The organism is Sedimentitalea sediminis, from assembly GCF_042687825.1.
Lineage (GTDB): Bacteria > Pseudomonadota > Alphaproteobacteria > Rhodobacterales > Rhodobacteraceae > Sedimentitalea.
In genome coordinates this window covers 173,103-192,002 of the sequence record NZ_JBHUQE010000003.1, presented here as the reverse complement: position 1 = coordinate 192,002, position 18,900 = coordinate 173,103, and the positions used below count along the sequence as shown (strand labels likewise).

Annotated in this window: 22 protein-coding genes, 1 tRNA gene and 1 other RNA gene; 10 read left to right on the top strand and 14 right to left on the bottom strand. The window is 65.3% G+C overall.

The features are described from left to right. The first annotated feature begins 33 nt into the window (after nucleotides 1-33). Nucleotides 34-855, top strand: a complete 822-nt coding sequence (locus tag ACFMPD_RS04180; RefSeq protein ID WP_380992105.1) for a class I SAM-dependent methyltransferase — start codon at nucleotides 34-36, stop codon at nucleotides 853-855. A 12-nt stretch (nucleotides 856-867) separates the two neighbouring features. Here the strand turns inward: ACFMPD_RS04180 and ACFMPD_RS04175 are convergent, their stop codons facing one another. The 3 genes from ACFMPD_RS04175 to ACFMPD_RS04165 all read right to left on the bottom strand — a co-directional run bounded on the left by ACFMPD_RS04175 (nucleotide 868) and on the right by ACFMPD_RS04165 (nucleotide 3,430). Then, complete coding sequence (locus ACFMPD_RS04175) at nucleotides 868-1,137, bottom strand: DksA/TraR family C4-type zinc finger protein (RefSeq protein WP_380992103.1); 270 nt, start codon at nucleotides 1,135-1,137, stop codon at nucleotides 868-870. 181 nt (nucleotides 1,138-1,318) lie between these two features. After that, the gene (gene rpoH / locus ACFMPD_RS04170) at nucleotides 1,319-2,215 is read right to left on the bottom strand and encodes an RNA polymerase sigma factor RpoH (protein ID WP_380992101.1); all 897 of its coding nucleotides are present in this window, start codon (nucleotides 2,213-2,215) and stop codon (nucleotides 1,319-1,321) included. A gap of 162 nt (nucleotides 2,216-2,377) precedes the next feature. Continuing rightward, the gene (locus tag ACFMPD_RS04165) at nucleotides 2,378-3,430 is read right to left on the bottom strand and encodes an RluA family pseudouridine synthase (protein ID WP_380992099.1); all 1,053 of its coding nucleotides are present in this window, start codon (nucleotides 3,428-3,430) and stop codon (nucleotides 2,378-2,380) included. On the opposite strand from ACFMPD_RS04165, the gene ACFMPD_RS04160 reads away from it, so the two are divergent. Both ACFMPD_RS04160 and ACFMPD_RS04155 read left to right on the top strand, forming a co-directional pair. Continuing rightward, nucleotides 3,431-3,751, top strand: coding sequence for a DUF6476 family protein (locus tag ACFMPD_RS04160; protein WP_380992097.1), 321 nt, complete (start codon nucleotides 3,431-3,433; stop codon nucleotides 3,749-3,751). A gap of 85 nt (nucleotides 3,752-3,836) precedes the next feature. Then, a complete protein-coding gene (locus ACFMPD_RS04155; protein ID WP_380992095.1) occupies nucleotides 3,837-5,381 on the top strand; it encodes a caspase family protein in 1,545 nt (514 codons plus the stop codon). A gap of 101 nt (nucleotides 5,382-5,482) precedes the next feature. On the opposite strand, the gene ACFMPD_RS04150 is transcribed toward ACFMPD_RS04155, so the two are convergent. Beyond that, nucleotides 5,483-5,559: transfer RNA gene (locus ACFMPD_RS04150), tRNA-His, on the bottom strand. Between the two features lie 44 nt (nucleotides 5,560-5,603). Next, nucleotides 5,604-6,095, bottom strand: coding sequence for a GNAT family N-acetyltransferase (locus ACFMPD_RS04145; protein ID WP_380992093.1), 492 nt, complete (start codon nucleotides 6,093-6,095; stop codon nucleotides 5,604-5,606). 78 nt (nucleotides 6,096-6,173) lie between these two features. On the opposite strand from ACFMPD_RS04145, the gene ACFMPD_RS04140 reads away from it, so the two are divergent. Further along, nucleotides 6,174-6,380 carry a DUF6324 family protein gene (locus tag ACFMPD_RS04140; RefSeq protein WP_380992091.1) on the top strand — a complete coding sequence of 69 codons (207 nt, stop codon included), beginning with the start codon at nucleotides 6,174-6,176 and terminating at the stop codon, nucleotides 6,378-6,380. 18 nt (nucleotides 6,381-6,398) lie between these two features. Here ACFMPD_RS04140 and ACFMPD_RS04135 read toward each other — a convergent pair whose 3' ends face one another. Then, a complete protein-coding gene (locus tag ACFMPD_RS04135; RefSeq protein WP_380992089.1) occupies nucleotides 6,399-6,869 on the bottom strand; it encodes an MmcB family DNA repair protein in 471 nt (156 codons plus the stop codon). 125 nt (nucleotides 6,870-6,994) lie between these two features. Between ACFMPD_RS04135 and ACFMPD_RS04130 the strand changes: the two genes are divergently transcribed. The 3 genes from ACFMPD_RS04130 to ssrS all read left to right on the top strand — a co-directional run bounded on the left by ACFMPD_RS04130 (nucleotide 6,995) and on the right by ssrS (nucleotide 7,931). After that, complete coding sequence (locus ACFMPD_RS04130) at nucleotides 6,995-7,315, top strand: ArsR/SmtB family transcription factor (protein WP_380992087.1); 321 nt, start codon at nucleotides 6,995-6,997, stop codon at nucleotides 7,313-7,315. Further along, nucleotides 7,312-7,731, top strand: a complete 420-nt coding sequence (locus ACFMPD_RS04125) for an SRPBCC family protein (RefSeq protein WP_380992085.1) — start codon at nucleotides 7,312-7,314, stop codon at nucleotides 7,729-7,731. Before ACFMPD_RS04130 ends, ACFMPD_RS04125 begins: the two co-directional genes overlap by 4 nt. 47 nt (nucleotides 7,732-7,778) lie before the next feature. Then, nucleotides 7,779-7,931, top strand: a non-coding RNA gene (ssrS, locus tag ACFMPD_RS17580) — 6S RNA. A 171-nt stretch (nucleotides 7,932-8,102) separates the two neighbouring features. Here ssrS and ACFMPD_RS04120 read toward each other — a convergent pair. From ACFMPD_RS04120 to ACFMPD_RS04100, 5 genes are all read right to left on the bottom strand, one after another. Next, entirely contained in the window at nucleotides 8,103-8,426 is a 324-nt protein-coding gene (locus ACFMPD_RS04120; RefSeq protein ID WP_380992083.1) for a hypothetical protein, read from the bottom strand. Between the two features lie 109 nt (nucleotides 8,427-8,535). After that, a complete protein-coding gene (gene nusB, locus ACFMPD_RS04115) occupies nucleotides 8,536-9,018 on the bottom strand; it encodes a transcription antitermination factor NusB (protein ID WP_380992081.1) in 483 nt (160 codons plus the stop codon). Next, nucleotides 9,015-9,566: a 6,7-dimethyl-8-ribityllumazine synthase gene (locus ACFMPD_RS04110; RefSeq protein WP_380992079.1), complete on the bottom strand. Its 552-nt coding sequence runs from the start codon at nucleotides 9,564-9,566 to the stop codon at nucleotides 9,015-9,017. The genes nusB and ACFMPD_RS04110 overlap by 4 nt, the downstream gene beginning before the upstream one ends. A gap of 2 nt (nucleotides 9,567-9,568) precedes the next feature. Beyond that, a complete protein-coding gene (ribB, locus tag ACFMPD_RS04105) occupies nucleotides 9,569-10,690 on the bottom strand; it encodes a 3,4-dihydroxy-2-butanone-4-phosphate synthase (protein WP_380992077.1) in 1,122 nt (373 codons plus the stop codon). 280 nt (nucleotides 10,691-10,970) lie between these two features. Next, nucleotides 10,971-11,570, bottom strand: coding sequence for a riboflavin synthase (locus ACFMPD_RS04100; RefSeq protein ID WP_380992319.1), 600 nt, complete (start codon nucleotides 11,568-11,570; stop codon nucleotides 10,971-10,973). 163 nt (nucleotides 11,571-11,733) lie between these two features. Here ACFMPD_RS04100 and ACFMPD_RS04095 point away from each other — a divergent pair, with 163 nt between their 5' ends. The 3 genes from ACFMPD_RS04095 to ACFMPD_RS04085 all read left to right on the top strand — a co-directional run bounded on the left by ACFMPD_RS04095 (nucleotide 11,734) and on the right by ACFMPD_RS04085 (nucleotide 16,257). Then, nucleotides 11,734-13,041 (top strand): capsule biosynthesis protein, encoded by a 1,308-nt coding sequence (locus ACFMPD_RS04095; RefSeq protein ID WP_380992075.1) that lies wholly within the window; start codon nucleotides 11,734-11,736, stop codon nucleotides 13,039-13,041. 118 nt (nucleotides 13,042-13,159) lie between these two features. Beyond that, a complete protein-coding gene (locus ACFMPD_RS04090) occupies nucleotides 13,160-14,251 on the top strand; it encodes a polysaccharide biosynthesis/export family protein (protein ID WP_380992317.1) in 1,092 nt (363 codons plus the stop codon). Nucleotides 14,252-14,253: 2 nt separating this feature from the next. Next, entirely contained in the window at nucleotides 14,254-16,257 is a 2,004-nt protein-coding gene (locus ACFMPD_RS04085; protein ID WP_380992073.1) for a capsular polysaccharide biosynthesis protein, read from the top strand. Between the two features lie 14 nt (nucleotides 16,258-16,271). Here the strand turns inward: ACFMPD_RS04085 and ribD are convergent, their stop codons facing one another. From ribD to ubiV, 3 genes are all read right to left on the bottom strand, one after another. Beyond that, a complete protein-coding gene (ribD, locus tag ACFMPD_RS04080) occupies nucleotides 16,272-17,369 on the bottom strand; it encodes a bifunctional diaminohydroxyphosphoribosylaminopyrimidine deaminase/5-amino-6-(5-phosphoribosylamino)uracil reductase RibD (RefSeq protein ID WP_380992071.1) in 1,098 nt (365 codons plus the stop codon). Further along, nucleotides 17,366-17,830 (bottom strand): transcriptional regulator NrdR, encoded by a 465-nt coding sequence (gene nrdR / locus ACFMPD_RS04075; protein ID WP_380992069.1) that lies wholly within the window; start codon nucleotides 17,828-17,830, stop codon nucleotides 17,366-17,368. The genes ribD and nrdR overlap by 4 nt, the downstream gene beginning before the upstream one ends. A 141-nt stretch (nucleotides 17,831-17,971) precedes the next feature. Next, a complete protein-coding gene (gene ubiV, locus ACFMPD_RS04070; protein WP_380992067.1) occupies nucleotides 17,972-18,883 on the bottom strand; it encodes a ubiquinone anaerobic biosynthesis protein UbiV in 912 nt (303 codons plus the stop codon). Nucleotides 18,884-18,900: the final 17 nt, after the last annotated feature.

The following is an 18,900-nucleotide window of genomic DNA, read 5'->3' as shown; positions in this document are numbered from 1 at the left end:
TGCTGCCCGGCGAAACCGGACGGAGGGGCAGAGATGAGCGAGGCGACATTCAAGGACCTGGAACTGGCGGGCTGGCAGAAACGCGCCAAAGGCTATGACGACTGGTTCGGCCGGATATCGTCGCAGGCCTTTCCCGATGTTCTTGCAGCGGCCGGCACGGACCTGTCCGGGCTTGCGGTCATGGACATCTGTTGCGGACCGGGGCACCTGACCGCGATGCTGGCCGAGCGGGGCGCCGCTGCGGTGGGTCTGGATTTCGCGCCCGACATGGTGGATGTGGCGCGCGCGGCCCATCCGGAACTGAGCTTTGTGCAGGGCGATGCCGAGAACCTGCCCCTGCCCGACCAGAGCCAGGATCTGGTGACCTGCTGTTTCGGCCTGCTGCATTTTTCCGATCCGGACCGCGCGATCGCCGAAGCGCACAGGGTGCTGCGCCCCGGCGGGCGGTATGTTGCGACCGCCTGGCGCGGGCCGGAACACGGCAACGGCTTCTTCGGGTTGCTGATCGGCGCGATCGAGGCATGCGGCACGCTGGACCTGCCCCTGCCGCCCGCGCCGCCCTTGCAGCGGTTTGGTGACGAGACCGAAGCCCGCGACGCCTTTGCCGCCGCCGGTTTCGTCGAGATCGCCACTCGGGTCCTGCCGATTTCCTGGCAACCAGAGCAGCCGGAAACGATGATTGCCATGATCGAACAGGGGCTGGTCCGGGGCACGATGATGATCGAAAGCCAGACCCCCGCCGCGCAGGATGCGATCAAATCCGAGATCCTGCGGCGGATCCGGAACTTCGAAACCGCCGCCGGCATCGACATTCCGATGCCGGCCCTGATGATTTCGGCGCAACGCCCGGCCTGACCCGCGCCCGGATCATTTCAGCTGGCTGTCCTTGGACCCGCGGCGGTTGATGCCGCCGCGCCTCTTGTGGGCACCGTCGCGCTCTTGCTGGCAGTCGATGCACAATTTGACACCGGGCAGGGCCGCGCGGCGTTTTTCGGAAATCGGTTCGTCGCATTCCGCGCAATTGGTCAGGCTGTCGCCGACGGGTACCTTGCGCGCCTTCAACCGGGCCAGTTCGTCGCTGATCGAGGCTTCGATCTGTTCGCTCACCGCGCCGTCGCGCGCCCATCCTCCGGCCATGTGACCCTCCTGTCCAGGGCCGGCAGGATACGCCGGACCCGGTCCTGCGCCAAGCCCCTGCCGCAACAGCTAACGCGCCGCTTGAAACCAGACCGACAAAGCCTTGGGATAAAAACTGAAATGGCTGCCGGGATCGGCAGCCATTTCACGTCCGTCAGATTCTGGCACGCCCGTCCTGGGATCAGGCGTTTGCCAGCATGCCCTTTTCGCGGGCCAGGTCGCGCATCTTTTTCTGCAGCTTTTCAAAGGCCCGCACCTCGATCTGGCGAATACGTTCGCGGCTGACATTGTACTGTCCGCTCAGTTCCTCCAGCGTCACCGGCTGGTCGGCCAGGCGGCGTTGCGTCAGGATGTCCTTTTCGCGGTCGTTGAGAACATCCAGCGCCTGCGCCAGCAATTCCCGACGCGCCTCCAGCTCGTCCCGCGCCTCGTAGTCGCTGGCCTGGTCGGCATCCTCGTCTTCCAGCCAGTCCTGCCACTGCATGGTACCTTCGCCTTCGCTGCCGACAGTGGCGTTCAGCGAGGCATCGCCGCCGGACATCCGCCGGTTCATGCTGATCACCTCGTCCTCGGTCACCCCGAGATCGGTGGCGATCTGCTTGACGTTCTCGGGGCGCAGGTCGCCCTCTTCCAGCGCGCCGATCTTGGCCTTGGCCTTACGCAGGTTGAAGAACAGCTTTTTCTGTGCCGACGTCGTGCCCAGTTTCACCAGCGACCAGCTGCGCAGGATGTATTCCTGAATGCTGGCACGGATCCACCACATGGCATAGGTCGCAAGGCGGAACCCCTTTTCCGGGTCGAACCGCTTGACCGCCTGCATCAGACCGACATTGGCCTCTGAAATCACCTCGGCCTGCGGCAGCCCATAGCCGCGATAGCCCATAGCGATCTTGGCCGCCAGGCGCAGATGGCTGGTGACCATCCTGTGCGCGGCCTCGGTGTCCTGTTCCTCGACCCAGCGTTTTGCCAGCATGTATTCCTCTTCCGGCTCCAGCAGGGGAAACTTGCGAATCTCCTGCATGTACCGGTTCAGGCCGCCCTCGGGCGTCGGCGCGGGCAAATTCGCATAATTGGCCATTGTCGTATCCCTTCAAATGTATAACGGGTTAACATGCATATGGTAGCTCATATTGCCCGGTCAAGGGCATGTTATACTATATTATGGCTGCACCGGACCAGGGAAAGGGATATGTCAGCGGTCTCACGCGCATGTGCGGATCATGACAGCGCGCCAGGACCGTCATGCGCCCTGCCCGTCAGAACCATCCGCCGGCGCCTGCAGCGCCGCGATCAGGGCGCGCATGTCCGCCGGTATCTCTGCATTGAACTGGACCGTTTCGCCGCTGACCGGATGCACGAAACCCAAAACACCGGCATGCAGGGCCTGCCGCGGAAAATCGCGCAAGGCGCCCGCGGCGGCGGCCGGCAGCGCCCTTGCCGCCACCTTGCGCCGCCCGCCATAGACCGGATCGCCGATCAGCCCATGCCCGGTATGGGCCATGTGCACCCGGATCTGATGCGTGCGTCCGGTTTCCAGCCAGCAGTCGATCAGCGCCGCCACCGGCGGCGTGCCGAACCGCTGGACGATGCGCGCCCGCGTCACCGCGTGCCGCCCTCCCTGAAACAGCACCGCCTGTTTCTGGCGGTCGGTGCGATGCCGCGCCAGTTGCGTGGTCAGACGCAGGATATTGCCCGGCTCAAAGCTGACGCCGCGGATGCCGCGCAAGCGCGGATCGCTGGCATCGGGCACCCCGTAGCACAGGGCGCGATAGACGCGCTGGACGCTGTGTGCCTGGAACTGCGCCGCCAGCCCCTGATGCGCGGCATCGCTCTTGGCGACCACCAGCAGCCCGCTGGTGTCCTTGTCGATGCGGTGCACGATGCCCGGCCGCTTGACGCCGCCGACACCGGACAGCGCCGCGCCGCAATGATGCAGCAGCGCGTTCACCAAAGTGCCCGAGGGCGTGCCGGGGGCCGGATGCACCACCATGCCGGCGGGTTTGTTGACGACGATCAGGTCGTCATCCTCGTGCACGATTTCCAGCGCGATGGGTTCCGGCGCGATATGGCTGTCGCTTGCGGTCTGCACAGTCAGCACCACCCGCGCGCCCTCGGCGACGCGGGCCTTGGCATCGGTGATGGGCATCCCGTCAACCGTCACGTCCCCCTGGGCGATCAGCCGCGCCAGACGGGTGCGCGACAAGGCCGCCGCATCTGGCACATCACGGGAAAGCGCCTTATCAAGGCGCGGTGGCGGGTCCGCCGCAATAGTGAACTCGATATGGCGCCTCATATGACCGATCCTTCTCAGCCGCCGGTGGCGGAACCGGCCAACCTGCGCTTTCTGCGCCGACTGGTGACGACCCTGACGGCGGTGATGATCTTCGGGCTTTTAGTGATCGTGGCGCTGCTTGTCATGCGTTTCTCGCAGGACCGGCCAGTTGCACGCGCCCCGCTGCCCGATGTCCTTGCCTTGCCCCAAGGCAGCGTTGCGCGGGCGGTCACCCATGGGCCGGACTGGTACGCGGTGGTGACCACCGACGATCGTATCCTGATCTATGACGCCACCAGCGGCGCGCTGCGCCAGACCGTGCAGATCGAAACGACGGATTGACCCCAGCCACATTCCTGCCGGCAGGAAGCCAAGTTGCACAGACCGGCCGTTCTGTGCCAAACTTGGGCATAACAAGGTCAGTCACATGCGTATTCTTTTGATTTTTGTCCTGTTGCTGATCCTGCCCGCCACGAGCTGGGCCGGGAACGTGGCGCTTGTGATCGGCAATTCCGACTATCAGACCGTGCCGGCCCTGCCCAACCCGATCAACGACGCGCAGGCGGTGGCCGAGGCGCTGCGCCGGCAGGGGTTCGAGGTGACCGTCGCCGGCAACATGAACCGAGCCCAGATGCTGACCACGTTGCGCGGCTTTCGCGATCGCGCCGACCAGGCCGATGTCGCGATGGTCTATTATGCCGGGCATGGCATGGAGATCGCCGGACGCAACTATCTGATCCCGGTGGATGCCCGCATCGCGGACGAACGCGATGCCCGGCTCGAGATGATCGAGATGCAGGATGTTCTGGCGCAGTTGTCAGGGGCTAAGCGCATGAAGATGATCGTGCTGGATGCCTGCCGCGACAACCCGTTTATTACGCGCATGCAGCGCGAGAAAAAGGGCCGCAATGTCGGGCGCGGCCTGGCGATCGTCAACAATGCCGGGGCCGACACGCTGATCGCCTATGCCGCGGCGGCGGGCGAGGTCACGCCGGACGGTCTGGAGGGCGAAAACTCGCCCTTTACCAAGGCTTTTCTGAACGCCCTGTCCGGACCGCCGGCGGATATCCGGCTGCTGCTGGGGCAAGTACGCGACGAATTGCGCAAATCGGTGCCCGGATCGGCGCCCTTTGTCTATTCCTCGCTGGGCGGCAGCCAGTACATTCTGAACAGGAACAGCCAGGCACCAGCGCAATCGAAACCGACGGCGCCCGCATCGGCGGCGCTGGATGAAAACGCGTTGCTCATCGATTTCGCCACGGCGGAAATCTCGGACACGGCCACGGCCTGGGAGGAGTTTCTGACCAAGTACCAGCCTCATTCCGGTCACACGCTCTATGTGCTGGCCCGACGCAACCGCGACCGGCTGGCGGCAGTGGCGGCCGCTGCCGCGTCAGAGCCGCGGTCCAGCAGCGCGCCGCTAACGGCCCGTCCGCAGCCGGCACTGCAGCCGCAACAGTTGGCTGCGCTGGATCAGCCGGCGGCGACGGCACCGTCCTTGCGTGTCCCGCCGACCCCGGAACCGGAAATGACCCGCAAGCAAGCATTGCTGGAAATCCAGAGGTTGCTGAAAGGGCGCAATTGCTACCCCGGACGCCTGGACGGCATATATGGGCGCCAGACGGCGGCCGGCCTGCGCACGCTGTCGGCCCGCGCCAAGGTGCCGCTGAAGGTCGACAAGAACAGTTCGGTCGCCGACATGGCGGATGTGATCGACCGGCTGGTTGTGATCGACGATATCAAATGTCCGGCCGTGGCGGTGGTGCGCAAACCGGCGGCGAAACCGCGCCCGCCAGCTAAAAAGCGACAACCGACCGTCGCGGCCCCGACAGCAAGAGCCCCGGTCGCAAAAACCGCGCCCAAAACGAAAAAGTCGCAATCCGGGCAGACGATCTTCAAGAACCCGCCAAACTATTGTCCGCAATTCGGCAGTTCGCCGGGATGCCGGGACGGCAGCCCCATCTCGTACTGATCGCACCCGCGCGCGTCGCGCGATCGGGGACCGTCACAAGGAACACCGTTGAACAGGCCGCGCTGGACCGGCAATGACGGAACAGTCTGTGGATTGAGGGGTGGTACCACCTCCTGGGCTCGAACCAGGGACCTCCTGATCCACAATCAGGCGCTCTAACCAACTGAGCTAAGGCGGCACACAGGCGCGATTTAGACAACACGCATACTGAATGCAAGCGTCTTATAGGTCAATCCGCCAGCTTTGTTCGACCAGATCGACACCAAAAGAATGCACCGGACGGCTGCACTGCAATTGCCAGCCACTGGCGGCATAAAGCGCACAGGCGGCCCGGTGGCTTTCATGGGTCCAAAGCCGCATTCCGGTATAGCCGGCCTGGCGGGCGAACTGCATGGAACTGCGCAACATGCGCCTGCCCAATCCCAGCCCCCGCACGCGCGGCAGCAGCAGGAACAGGCGCAGCTTGGCGATTTTCGCCCCATCCTCGCCGGCGTCAACGCAAAAGATGCTGCCCAACCGGTCACCGCCCTGCTGGACGATCCAGCCACGCTCGCGGTCCGGGTCGTGGCAGGCGACGAAATCGGTCAGAATATCATCGACGAGTTCCGCGAAGGTCTCGTCGAAACCGTCGTCACGGGCATAGATCTCGCGGTGTTGTTGCACCAGCCAGGGGCGATCCGCCGCCTCAAAGCGACGCAGGTCCACATTGCCCATCCAGACTCCTTTCCGCCGGAGCGCTTGATTCTCGGTCACCGCCAAGCTAGCAGAGTGGCGCAATCACGGAGAAGCACCATGGGGATCAACACCGAAAGGGACATCGAGGCCAATCTGCAGATCGGCCCGACGGATGCCGGCATGGTTCGGATTTTCGTCGAGTCCAAGGGCGTCGAGGTTCCGATGGATTTCGACCCCGAAGAGGCAGACGAGATCGCCGAGGAACTGCGCGTTGCCGCGGCCCAGGCCCGGGTTCTGACCCAGAAGGGCGCGGCCAAGCGCTGAGGGCTCGCTGCTCTTGCGTCAGCGACTGCCAGACAGGGTAAACGCCGCGGATCCGGGGTCGCGCAGACCGTGCAGACGCCGCGCGGCATGGGTGGCGAATTTCTGGATCAGCACCTTGCGCCGCGCCGGTGCCAGCTTGTCCTCGGGCGCCATGCGGACGATCTCGGCGTCATAGGCATCGGCAATCATCAGCCCGGTATCCGATGGCAGCAGTTCGTTGGGAAAGTCCTGATCCACGGCCCAGAAATAGCGGTCGCACCACGCCAGATAGTCCTGCCATTTGCTGTCCGCCTGAAAATCGGCGCGGCTGGACTTGCATTCGATCACCCATAGCTCACCCTTGGGTCCCAGCCCCATCACGTCGACGCGCAGCCCCCGGCTGGGCACGAATTCCTCGACCGACACATAGCCATGCCCGCGCAGCAGACGGCAGACACCGCGCGCCAACAGCTGGCCCGGCTTGAAACTGTCCTGATTGCGTTCGCTCATGGGCAAATCATGAACAATAGGTGAACAAAGTTCAAGCCCCCGGAGATTCGTATCGGGACTTGACATGATACCAAAAGGTATTCCATCTTATATGAAACCTTATGGTACTATTTTAGGGATTGCCGATGCCCGACCCGACCCAACCCTGTTTCCGCGCCCTGGCCGACCCCACACGCCGCGACATCGTCCGGCAATTGGCCGAAACCGACATGACCATCGCGCAGCTGACCGACCGGTACGACATGACCCGCGCCGCCGTGCGCAAGCACCTGACAGTGCTGTCCGATGGCGGGCTGATCACCATCGTGCCGCGCGGACGCGAGCGCGTCAGCCGCCTGAATCCCGCCGGTCTGGCCCCGGTGCTGGACTGGCTGGCCTGGTTTGACGGCTATTGGGACAACCGCCTGAACGACCTGAAATCCGCCATCGAAGGGGATGCGACATGACCGAAACCGTTATCCGGAAATCCATCTATCTCAGGGCCACACCCGAACAGGTCTGGGCCTATCTCACGGACCCGGACAAGCTGGCGCTGTGGTTTCACCGGCCAGAGGCGCCCCTGCAGCAAGGCGAAGCGCTGCAGATGTACGGCACCGACAGTGGCGACCTGCTGATCTGGGGCGCGGTCAAGGTGGCACGGCCACCGGAATACCTTGAGTACAGTTTTGCGGTAAAACCGATGGGCGATGCGGTCAGCCTGGTAAAGTGGACATTGCGACCGGTGCCCGGCGGCACCCGCCTGTCGCTGGAGCATTCCGGTCTGCCGCAAGGGGTCGAGGCGTTTGGTCTGACGCTGTCGCTGGACAAGGGCTGGGACGACCACATCGCCCGAATGCGGGCAAGTTTGCACGAAACCGGCTGATCTGCCCCTTGCCCGGCGCAACGTCAGGGACTATCTGATGCGGGTGACGGGTTCTGCCCTGTTCGTGAACGGTTGCATTCCGGTGGCCTTAAGCAATTCCGAGGGAGCTGGCTCTGTTCGGATCCTGGTCCGATTACCTGGCGCCCACCTGTATATACAGGTCCTCGGGAATCAGAACCACACGGCTGATTGGTGGTCCCGTCACATTTCCCATCCCAGCGGCGCGATGATTGCCGGCGACTTTCGCATCCGAAACGCGCCACGTCTTGCGGATCGTCCTTGTGGATCGTCGCAGTTCCGACCATCTCGCGATCTGACATGCGAACCCGGGTGCCACCCCCTTTACACAGGGTGGCCAACGAGGTTGATGTTCACGACATCCGGCGGATCCGCGCCTTGCGGCTGTCGCGGGCCGGTACCTGCAACGCGGCAAGATCATGCGCAACCGGCGTTCCGCCCCGTCCGCCATCCTTTTTTTCGGCCAGCGACATGATCGCCCATCCGAACTGGACCCCGGCGAACACGATCCCGTGCATGAACCACAGCAGGAACACCGCCATTATCCCAGCGTCGGAATGAGTCACCAGGTACCACAGGTTCATCACGTTGAACCACAACAGCATCGCCACGAAGGCAGCGGCGATACAAAAGCCGATCACGACATGACGGATATACATTTTAACCAGTTTCGGCATTGGGCACCTCCTACATTCTCAATTTAGCATGCAAACGCCCGGATTCCAGCTGAAATTGGTGAACTTCTTCGTGCCCGCCCGCGAAGCGGGTCGAAAAAAGACCCAGGTCTCAAAAGGCTTCGGGCCGCGCCTCGCGGGCCATGTGATCCAGCACCGCATTGACGAATTTCGGCTCGCGGCCCTCGGGGAAAAAGGCACGGGCGATGTCGACGAACTCGACGATCACCACTTTGGGCGGCGTCTTGCCGGTGCCCAGTTCGGCCCCGGCGGCGCGGAACAACCCGCGCAGGGTCGGATCGATACGCGCGATCGGCCATTTTGCCACCAGCGCCCGGTCGGTCATCTGGTCGATCCGCGCCTGATGGTTCACCGCGTCCTCGACCAGACGGCGGAACAGCGCGACATCGCCGTCGATCATCTCGTCGCCGTCATAGGTCTCGCCAAAGCGATGGTTCAAAAACTCTGCCACCACCTGGTCGCTGGTCTGCCCGCGCTGTTCCATCTGATACAGCGCCTGCACGGCATAGAGCCGGGCGGCGGATTTCATCTTGCGTTTCTGGTTGCCCGACAGGGCCGAGGTCTCGGTGCTCATGCGGTGGAAGGTCCGTCATTGCTGTCCGCCAGCCGGATCGGGTCCGAAGGCGCCTTGAACCCGACTCCCTTGCGCTGGCCGCCCCACTTACGGGCCAGCGCGATCAGATGCAAGGCCGCCGCCGCCGCGCCGCCGCCCTTGTTCTGCTGGCCGGGATCGGCGCGCACCACCGCCTGGTCGCGGTTCTCGACAGTCAGGATGCCATTGCCGATGCACAGGCCGGACAGGCCCAGCATCTGGATGGCCCGACTGCTGTCGTTGCAGACGGTTTCATAATGGGTGGTCTCGCCGCGAATGACGCAGCCCAGCGCCACGTAACCGTCGAAATTCGACTGGCGGTCAGCGATGCCGATGGCGGTCGGCACTTCCAGCGCGCCGGGCACCTCGGCCAGGTCCCAGCTGCCGCCGGCGGCCTCGATCTCGGCCTTGGCACCGGCAATCAGGTCATCGGCGATATCCTTGTAATACGGGGCCACAACGATCAGCAGCTTGACCGGCGTGTCAAAGACCGGGCGCGCCAGGATGTGATGGGTTTCGGTTCCGGCCATGTTCAGCCCTCCGACAGGATCGGGCGCGTGCCGGTGATGGACAGCCCGTAGGCGTCCAGCCCCAGATAGCGCGTTTGCGGGGAATCGGTCAAAAGGATCAGTTCGTGCAATCCCAGCTTGGACAGGATCTGGGCGCCCAGACCGGTCTGCTTGATGGTGCGCGGCCCGTCATCTTCGGCGGCATAGAGCGCATTGCGCGGTTCGCGGAACAGGCAGACCACCCCGCGCCCCTCGGCCGCGATCAGTTCCATCGCACGCGGCAGCTCGCGCACAGATTTCGGACCCAGCCCCAGAACGTCGCTGGCCTCGTGCAGCGCATGGGTTCGGATCAGCACCGGTTCCGGCGTGGTGATGTCGCCCTTGATCAGCGCCACATGTTCAACGCCATGGGTCTGATCGGTATAGATACGCATGTCCCAATCACCGCCGAACTCCGACGTGACGCCGCGGCGCGCGGTTTCCACCACCAGGTTGTCATTGACGCTGCGATAAGCGATCAGATCGGAGATCGTGCCGATCTTCAGGCCGTGTTCGCGGGCAAACCCGATCAGTTCGGGCAGCCGCGCCATGGTGCCGTCCGGGTTCATGATCTCGCAGATCACCCCGGCCGGATTCAGCCCGGCCAGGCGCGAGATGTCCACGGCGGCCTCGGTATGGCCAGCGCGCACCAGCACCCCGCCCTTGCGGGCACGCAGCGGAAAGATGTGTCCCGGCGTGGCCAGTTTTGCCATCGAGTTCTGCTCGTTGATCGCCACGGCCACGGTATGCGCCCGGTCGGGGGCGGAAATGCCGGTGCTGACCCCCTCGCGGGCCTCGATCGACACGGTGAACGGGGTTTCGTGGCGCGATGAATTGTTGACGGCCATCATCGGCAGGCCCAGCCGGTCGACGCGCTCGGCGGTCATGGGCAGACAGATCAGGCCACGCCCATGGGTGGCCATAAAGTTGATTGCTTCGGCGGTCGCGAATTCCGCCGCGATCACCAGGTCGCCTTCGTTCTCGCGATCCTCGTGATCGACCAGGATGAACATGCGCCCGGCCCGGGCCTCTGCTATGATCTCTTCGATCGGGGAAATCGCGTCGCGCAGATCGGATTCGACCGGTCCGGGGGTTGCAAAGCTCATGATATGCCTTTCCGGGCAGAAACGGAGTCAGCGCCAGATAGCGCAGGCACAGCGCGAATGCCAGTCCCCGACGCGGCGTCGTTGCCACTGCGATCTGGCGCCTGGGCGGTGATCGGCCGCCGATGCCGCGCGCCTCTGCCGGTCCGAATCGCGATCCGTATCACGACCCGCCGGGTGCCGGTGCCAAGGTGCCCCGGAGACGCAGCCGCCAAGCGCCGGATTGCGTGCCGACGCGCCAAGGCACCACCGCCGCCCCGTACGGTCAGGGCGGGATCTGCGGTTAAGGCGCCGGCGTGCCGGCCTCGGCCAGCCGGGCCACATAGCGGGCCAGCGTATCGATTTCCAGATTGATCCGGTCGCCGACCCGGACCTTGCCCCAGGTGGTGACCTCTTTGGTGTGCGGGATGAAATTGATTCCGAAATCGCGCCCCGAGACCTCGTTGACCGTCAGTGACGTGCCGTTCAGCGCCACAGACCCCTTGGGCGCGATGAAACGGGCCAGATCGGCGGGTGCCCGCAGGGTCACGCGCGTGCTGTCGCCCTCGTCGACGACAGAAACCACCTCGGCCACTCCATCCACATGGCCGGACACGATATGCCCGCCCAGTTCGTCACCCACCCGCAGGGCGCGTTCCAGGTTCACCCGGGTGCCGGGTTCCCAGCCCCCCAGGTTGGTTTTCGAGACCGTCTCGGCGCTGACCTGCACGTCATACCAGTCTGCACCCAGCGCGATCACCGTCAGGCAGACCCCGTCGCTGGCAATCGAGGCGCCGATATCGATATCGTTGGTGTCATAGCCGGTTTCGATCCGCACCCGCAGGTCGCCCTGCCGCTGCAGTTCGCGAACCGTGCCGATGTCGGTAATGATGCCGGTGAACATGCCCGCCGTCCCCTCGTAATGATCCATGCGCCCTGTGACCTAAACAGCGCGGCCCGGCGCGGCAAGTCCCCTGTTCTTGTGCGATACAACCATTCCGGTCATAGTCCGCCAGACAGACAGGCCGGAGCCCGTCCCGTCCGGCACCCGACAGCAAGGAGGCGACATGCCGCCAGCGGACACGACCGACCGGGTCTTCCTGTTCCTGCAGGGACCGCACGGTCCGTTCTTTGACGCCATCGGGCGGCTGTTGCGCCAGGCCGGCGCCACGGTATGGCGCGTCGGCTTCAACGCCGGTGACCAGGCGTTCTGTTTTCATCGCGCGGGCTACATCCCCTATCGCGGCACGCCCGAGGACTGGCCGCAAACCGTGGCCGGCCTGCTGACCGAACGCCAGGTCACCGATCTGGTTCTGTACGGCGACACACGACCGATCCATACGGCCGCGATCGCGGCGGCGCGGGCGCGGGGCCTTGCCGTGCATGTGTTCGAGGAGGGCTATCTGCGCCCCTACTGGGTGACCTACGAACGCGACGGCGCAAACGGCCATTCCCGCCTGATGCAGACCAGCGTGGACCAGATGCAGGCGGCGCTGGCCTTGACCGAGACCGACGCGCCTTTGCCCCCCGCCCATTGGGGCGATATGCGCCAGCACATGTTCTATGGCGCGCTATACCACTGGTTCGTCATGTTCCGGAATCGCGGGTATCGGCATTTCCGCCCGCATCGCGATCTCAGGGTGCATCAGGAATTCCGCCTGCACCTGCGCCGGCTGCTGCTGTTGCCCGCACATGCGCTGGACCGCAGCATCGCCACGTGGCGCATCCGGCGCGGCGGCTTTCCCTATCACCTGGCGATGCTGCAGCTGGACCATGACAGCAGCGTGCAGAGCCATTCGCGCTTTTCCAGCATGTCCGAGTTCCTGGCCGAACTGGTGGCCGGTTTCGCCCAGGGCGCGCCGCGCCATCATCACCTGGTCGTCAAGGCGCACCCGCTGCAGGATGATCGCGTGAACCTGCGCCGTCTGCTGCGTCGTCTGGCCCGCGATCACGGGCTGACCGGACGGGTACATTTCGTGCGCGGCGGCAAGCTGGCCCGCCTGCTGGACGAAGCCCGGTCGGCGGTCACGATCAACTCGACCGCGGGACAGCAGGCCCTGTGGCGCGGCCTGCCGCTGCGGGTGTTCGGCCGGGCGGTCTATGACAAGCCGGAATTCGTCTCGCAACAGCCGCTGGCCGCCTTCTTTGCCGCGCCGCGACGACCGGACGCCGCGGCCTACAGGGACTATCGTCGCTACCTGCTGCAAACCAGCCAGGTGCCCGGCGGCTATTATTCGACCCGCGGGCGGCGGCAATTGCTGCGCCATGTCATCGACCGGATGCTGGCAGCATCCGGCCCGTATGAAACGCTGACCCGCGCAGCCGCCCCGGCGGCTCCGCCGTTGCGTGTTGTGACGCAGGCGAAACAACCCTAGGCGCTGGTATTTTTCGTGCATTCGCGTTAACTTGTCGTTAAGACCCGTCAAAAAACGGGCAGACCGAGGAGATCGTGCAGTGAAATTCGTTGCGATAAACGGGCTTGTGCCCATTGGCATGGCCGTGGCCCTTAGCCTTTTGACGGCCTGCAGCCTGCCCCGGGTCGGCCCCAGCAAGGGGCAGATCATTCAGGACTCGGTCGAACAACAGGGCAAGGCCTTTGTCGTTCCGGTCAATGATTATGTCGCCCGGACAACCGCGGTGAAACCCGCCCTGGGTTTTTCCAACGCCTTCGCCACCGCGCCGCAACTGACTTCGGACACGATCCGGCCCGGTGATGTTCTGGGCCTGACGATCTGGGAAAATGTTGATGACGGGCTGCTGACCGGCGAAACCTCAAGTTCGACCATCCTGGAAGAGGTCCAGGTCGACAGCGCCGGGTTCATCTTTGTGCCCTATGCCGGTCGTCTCAGGGCGGCGGGCAATACGCCCAACGAGCTGCGCGAACTGATCACCGAAAAACTGCAGGACCAGACCCCGGATCCGCAGGTGCAGGTGCGCCGCCTCGCCGGCGATGGCTCGACCGTGTCGCTGGTTGGCTCGGTCGGGGCGCAGGGCGTCTATCCCATCGAACGCTCTACCCGTTCGCTGTCGGCAATGTTGGCCAAGGCAGGCGGCGTGATCATCGCGCCGGAGATCGCCCAGGTCACCGTCATCCGTGGCAATCAGCGCGGCAAGATCTGGTTCCAGGACCTGTTTCAGAACCCCCGGCTGGACATCGCGCTGCGCGGCGGCGACAAGATCCTGGTCGAAGAGGACACGCGTTCGTTCACCGCCATCGGCGCCACCAGCCAGCAGGCCCGCGTGCGCTTTGAATCCCAGGATTTGTCGGCCATCGAGGCGATCGCCCAGGTCGGCGGGTTGATCTCGACCGCATCCGACCCCACCGGCATCTTTGTCTATCGCACCGAACGCACCGACATCGCCAAAAAGGTTCTGGCCCGCGGCGACCTGTCCGGGCCACAGCGCATCGTCTATGTGCTGAACCTGAAAGAACCCAAAGGCATGTTCCTGGCCCGCGAATTCGTCATTCGCGACGACGATACGATCTATGTCACCGAAGCGCCCTATGCCCAGTGGACCAAGTCGATTTCGCTGATTGCCGGCGGTCTGACGCCGATTGCCAATGTCGCGACGCTGACACAATAGGCATGATCGCCACCGGCGCAGACGGGACGATCTCAGAGGACCGCCCGCGCCTGTTCGTGTTCAACGCCGGCTTTCTGACGCAAAAACGCGTGCGCCGCATCCTGGCGCTGGCGGGATATGACCTTCGGCTCGGCCTGCCCGGACCCGGCGATCTGGTCGGCGTCTGGGGCAACAGCCCGACCGCCCATCGCGGTCGTCATATCGCCGCGCGGCGCAACCTGCCATTGCTGTCGGTCGAGGACGCCTTTCTGCGCTCGCTGCATCCCGGGCGCGCCGGCGAGCCGGCGATCGGTCTGGTTCTGGATCGCGGTGGCGTGCATTTCGACGCCGCCCGGTCCTCCGATCTGGAACATCTGCTGGCGACGGCGCCGCTGGACGATACCGCGCTGCTGGATCGCGCCCGCGAGGCCATGCAGCGGCTGCGCGAGGCGCATCTGAGCAAGTACAACGCCTTTGATCCAGCCATCCCCGCCCCCGACCCGGGATATGTGCTGGTGATCGACCAGACCCGCGGCGACGCCTCGGTCACGGCCAGCCGCGGCGATACCGCGCTGTTCCGCGAAATGCTGGTCTTTGCACAAGAGGAACACCCCGGCGCGCGGGTGATCATCAAGACCCACCCCGAGACCGCCGCCGGCCATCGCCCCGGGTATTTCTCGGCCGCCGACGTCAGTGCCCGGGTGCAACTCTTGCGCGAACCGATCAGCCCGTGGAGCCTGCTCGAAGGCGCCGTCGGGGTCTATACCGTCAGTTCGCAGATGGGATTCGAGGCCATCCTGGCCGGCCACAGGCCCCGGGTCTTTGGCCAGCCCTTTTACGCCGGCTGGGGGCTGACCGGGGATCAGAACCCGGTGCCCCGGCGCAGCCGCCGCCTGACCCGGTCGCAGCTGTTCGCCGCCGCCATGATCCTCTACCCCACCTGGTACGACCCGTTCCGCGACCGCCTGTGCGAACTGGAAACTGTGCTGGACAATCTCGAGGCGCAGACACGCGCCTGGCGGCAGGACCACACCGGCTGGGTCGCCTCGGGCATCCGCCTGTGGAAACGCCGCCCGATGCAGAGGATGTTCGGCCAGCAAAAGCCCGTGCGGTTCACCCGCACCCTGCCCGACCCGGGCGGGCGGCGGCAGTTGGCCTGGGCCACCAAGGCCCCCCCCGATCTGTCCGTCACCCGCGTCGAGGACGGGTTCCTGCGCTCGCGCGGGCTGGGGGCGGCGCTGGTGCCGCCGCTGTCGCTGGTGGCGGACGATCTGGGCATCCATTACGATCCGACGCGACCCAGCCGGCTGGAACGGCTGATCGCCGGGCGGGTCGACCTGCGCCCGGCCCAGCGGCGGCGCGCCGAACGCCTGTGCGCGGCCCTGACCGATGCGGGCTTGAGCAAATACAATCTGGGCGGCGCCCTGCCCGACCTGCCGGACGGGTACCGGGTGCTGGTGCCCGGACAGGTCGAGGACGATGCCTCGGTCCTGACCGGCACCAGCCGCGTCCGCCGCAATGCCGATCTGCTCAGGGCGGCGCGCAAGCAGCACCCGGATGCGGTGTTGATCTACAAGCCACATCCCGATGTTGAGGCCGGGCTGCGCCCCGGCGCGATCGCCGCCGATTGCGCCGACGTGATCGCCACCCGGACCGATCCCGCCGCCCTGCTGACGGCGGTAAACGAGGTCTGGACGATGACCTCGCTGCTGGGGTTCGAGGCGCTGTTGCGCGGGGTTGCGGTGACCACGCTGGGGGCGCCATTCTATGCCGGGTGGGGGCTGACCACCGATCTGGGCGACGTTCCGGCCGACCGGCGCACGGCCCGTCCCGACCTGATGGGGCTGCTGCATGCCGCGTTGATCGATTACCCGCGCTATCTGGACCCGGTGACCGGTCTGATTTGCCCCGTCGAAGTCGCCGTTGCGCGTCTGGCCGGGCCGCAATTGTATCGCCCGGGCGCCGGCCTCCGGACGCTGTCGCGGCTGCAGGGATTGTTCGCCTCGTTCGCGCCGCTGTGGCGCTAGCCGCCGGGCCTTTTCTACAGCGCGCGCCGCCACCGATGCAGGATATCGGTGCCCACGACCCGGCTTTCGACCAGTTCAAAGCGCGGCGCATAGGCCAGCTTGTCCAGCCCCAGCGCGCCGATGGCCGGCAGACCGTCGCCGCCGATGGTCAGACCGGCGGTGAATCCGACCAGTTCGTCCACCAGGTCGGTGGCCAGCAGCGATGCGGCCAGCGCGCTGCCGCCCTCGCAGAACACCCGGGTCAGCCCGGCTTCACCCAGTGCGGCCAGCACCGCCGTCGGGTTCACCTGACCGCCGCGCAGCGGGCAGGAAAACAGTTTCGCGCCCAGCCCCTGCCAGGCTTTCAGACGCTCCGCGTCGCACCCTTCGCCATGGCACAGCCACAGCGGAATGTCGCGCGCGCTGCGCGCCAGCTGACCCAGCAGCGGCAGGTCCAGATGCCGCGACACCACCACGCGCACCGGCTGGCGCGCGATGCCCAGATCGCGCACGGTCAGCGACGGATCGTCGGCCCGTGCCGTCCCGGCCCCCACCATCACCGCATCGTGGCGCGCCCGCATCGCGTGCACCACACGGCGGGCCTGGGGCCCGGTGATCCACTGGCTCTGTCCTGTGGCGGTGGCGATGCGGCCGTCAAAGCTGCTGGCCAGTTTCAGGGTGACCAGCGGCCGGCCCTGTTCGGTGCGCAGAAAAAAACCGGCATGATCCCGCGCCGCATCCTCGGCCAGCACGCCGGTTGTCACCGCAATGCTCTGCGCGCGCAGAGCCTGAAACCCCTGCCCGGCGACGCGGGCATCGCTGTCCTGCACCGGCGCCACCACGCGCGCCACGCCGGCAGCAATCAGCGCATCGCAACAGGGCGGCGTTTCGCCGTGATGCGCGCAGGGTTCCAGCGTCACATAGGCGGTCGCGCCGCGCGCCTTGTCGCCGGCCTGCGCCAACGCCATGGTCTCGGCATGGGGCCGTCCGCCGGGCTGGGTCCAGCCGCGCCCCACAACCCGGCCGGCGCGCACCAGAACGCAGCCCACCGCCGGGTTCGGCCAGCACGCCCCCTGTCCGCGCCGTCCCAGTGACAGGGCCAGCGCCATGAACCTTGTGTCCTCGGCGCTCACTCTTCGGGGGTCTGCGGACGCAGCTCGTGCACGAAATCCTCGAAATCATCGGCGGCCTGAAAATTCTTGTAGACGCTGGCAAAGCGCACATAGGCCACGGTGTCGATCCGGGCCAGCGCCTCCATCACGATCTCGCCGATCTTGCTGGAGGAAATGTCGGTTTCGCCCATGCTTTCCAGCCGCCGCACGATGCCCGAAATCATCTGGTCGATGCGCTCTGGTTCGATGGGACGCTTCTGCATGGAAATACGGATCGAGCGCTCCAGTTTGTCGCGATCGAATTCTTCGCGCTTGCCACTGGTCTTGATCACCACGAGGTCGCGCAGCTGCACCCGTTCATAGGTGGTGAACCGCCCGCCACAGGCCGGGCAGAACCGCCGCCGCCGGATCGCCACATGATCCTCTGCGGGCCGTGAATCCTTGACCTGAGTGTCGATATTTCCGCAAAACGGGCAGCGCATCAGCCGTCCCCCCTCAAATTCTTGCCACTTGTTGTGGGCGCTCTGGCTCACTTGGCAAAAACTATAGGGACTCTCCCAGAATTTGGGTAGAGGGGAAATTGGACCGCAAAATGCGGAATTCCGCCCGGCGCGGTCCGCGGATCAGGCGACTTTCGGCCCGAACTGGCGGTGGCCTTCGCGGCCATGCCAGAACCCGTCCGACAGGGGCGGCTGCAGGTCCAGCGCGGCCAGCGCCTGGGCGGTTTCGCTGCCGGATCGGCGCCCGGCAATGCGGTCTGCAAAGATCCGGGCCACCGCGACCATGTCCGCCATCTGCGGCATGATCCGGAAATGCCCGATGCCCATTGCGGTCATCTCGTCGATCTGCGCGGCCAGGTTGACATAGGATTGCGACAGGGTCTGGATGCCGTTGATCGTCAGAAACGGCTGGCCGGTGACGGTAGTCAGGGGCATGCCGTCCGGGTCCTCTTCGCAGACGAACTGGCAATTATCCTTGGTCCGGCAATGCGCGCGCGCGTGATAGCAGCGCGCCGACAGCGCCAGCGAGGCCCGTCCGAACACCTGGACCTCGGCGCCCACGCCCAGTTCCGCCGCCGCCCGGGCCATATGCCCGACCACCGCGCGTGGCAGTTCGACCGGCAGGGTCACATGGGTTGCGCCCTTGTTCACCAGCCAGCGCAGGGTTTGCTCGTTATAGGTGTTCATCAGCGGCCCGATCCGGTGCGGCCGCCCGTCGATCTGCTGCAGACCGGCGGTGTTGTTCAGCTCGATCTCGTGGCTGTCGATGGCGCAAAAGTCACGCATCATGTTGCGTTCGCGCTTGATCACGACCTCGGAGAGCGACGCCAGCACCACCTGCTTGCCGCCGCGTTCCAACCGGTCGATCACCTCGGGCATGTGCCGGTCAAAGAACGGCGTGCGCTTGGAACAGATCACCTCGCCCAGATAGACGATGTCCACCGGCGCCTCGTCGGCGATGCGGGCATAGAAATCGCGCTTGGCCTCGGCCTCCCAGTGATACAGGATCGGCCCCAGAGTCAGTTTTGCCGCCATGTTTTCCGCCCCGTTCC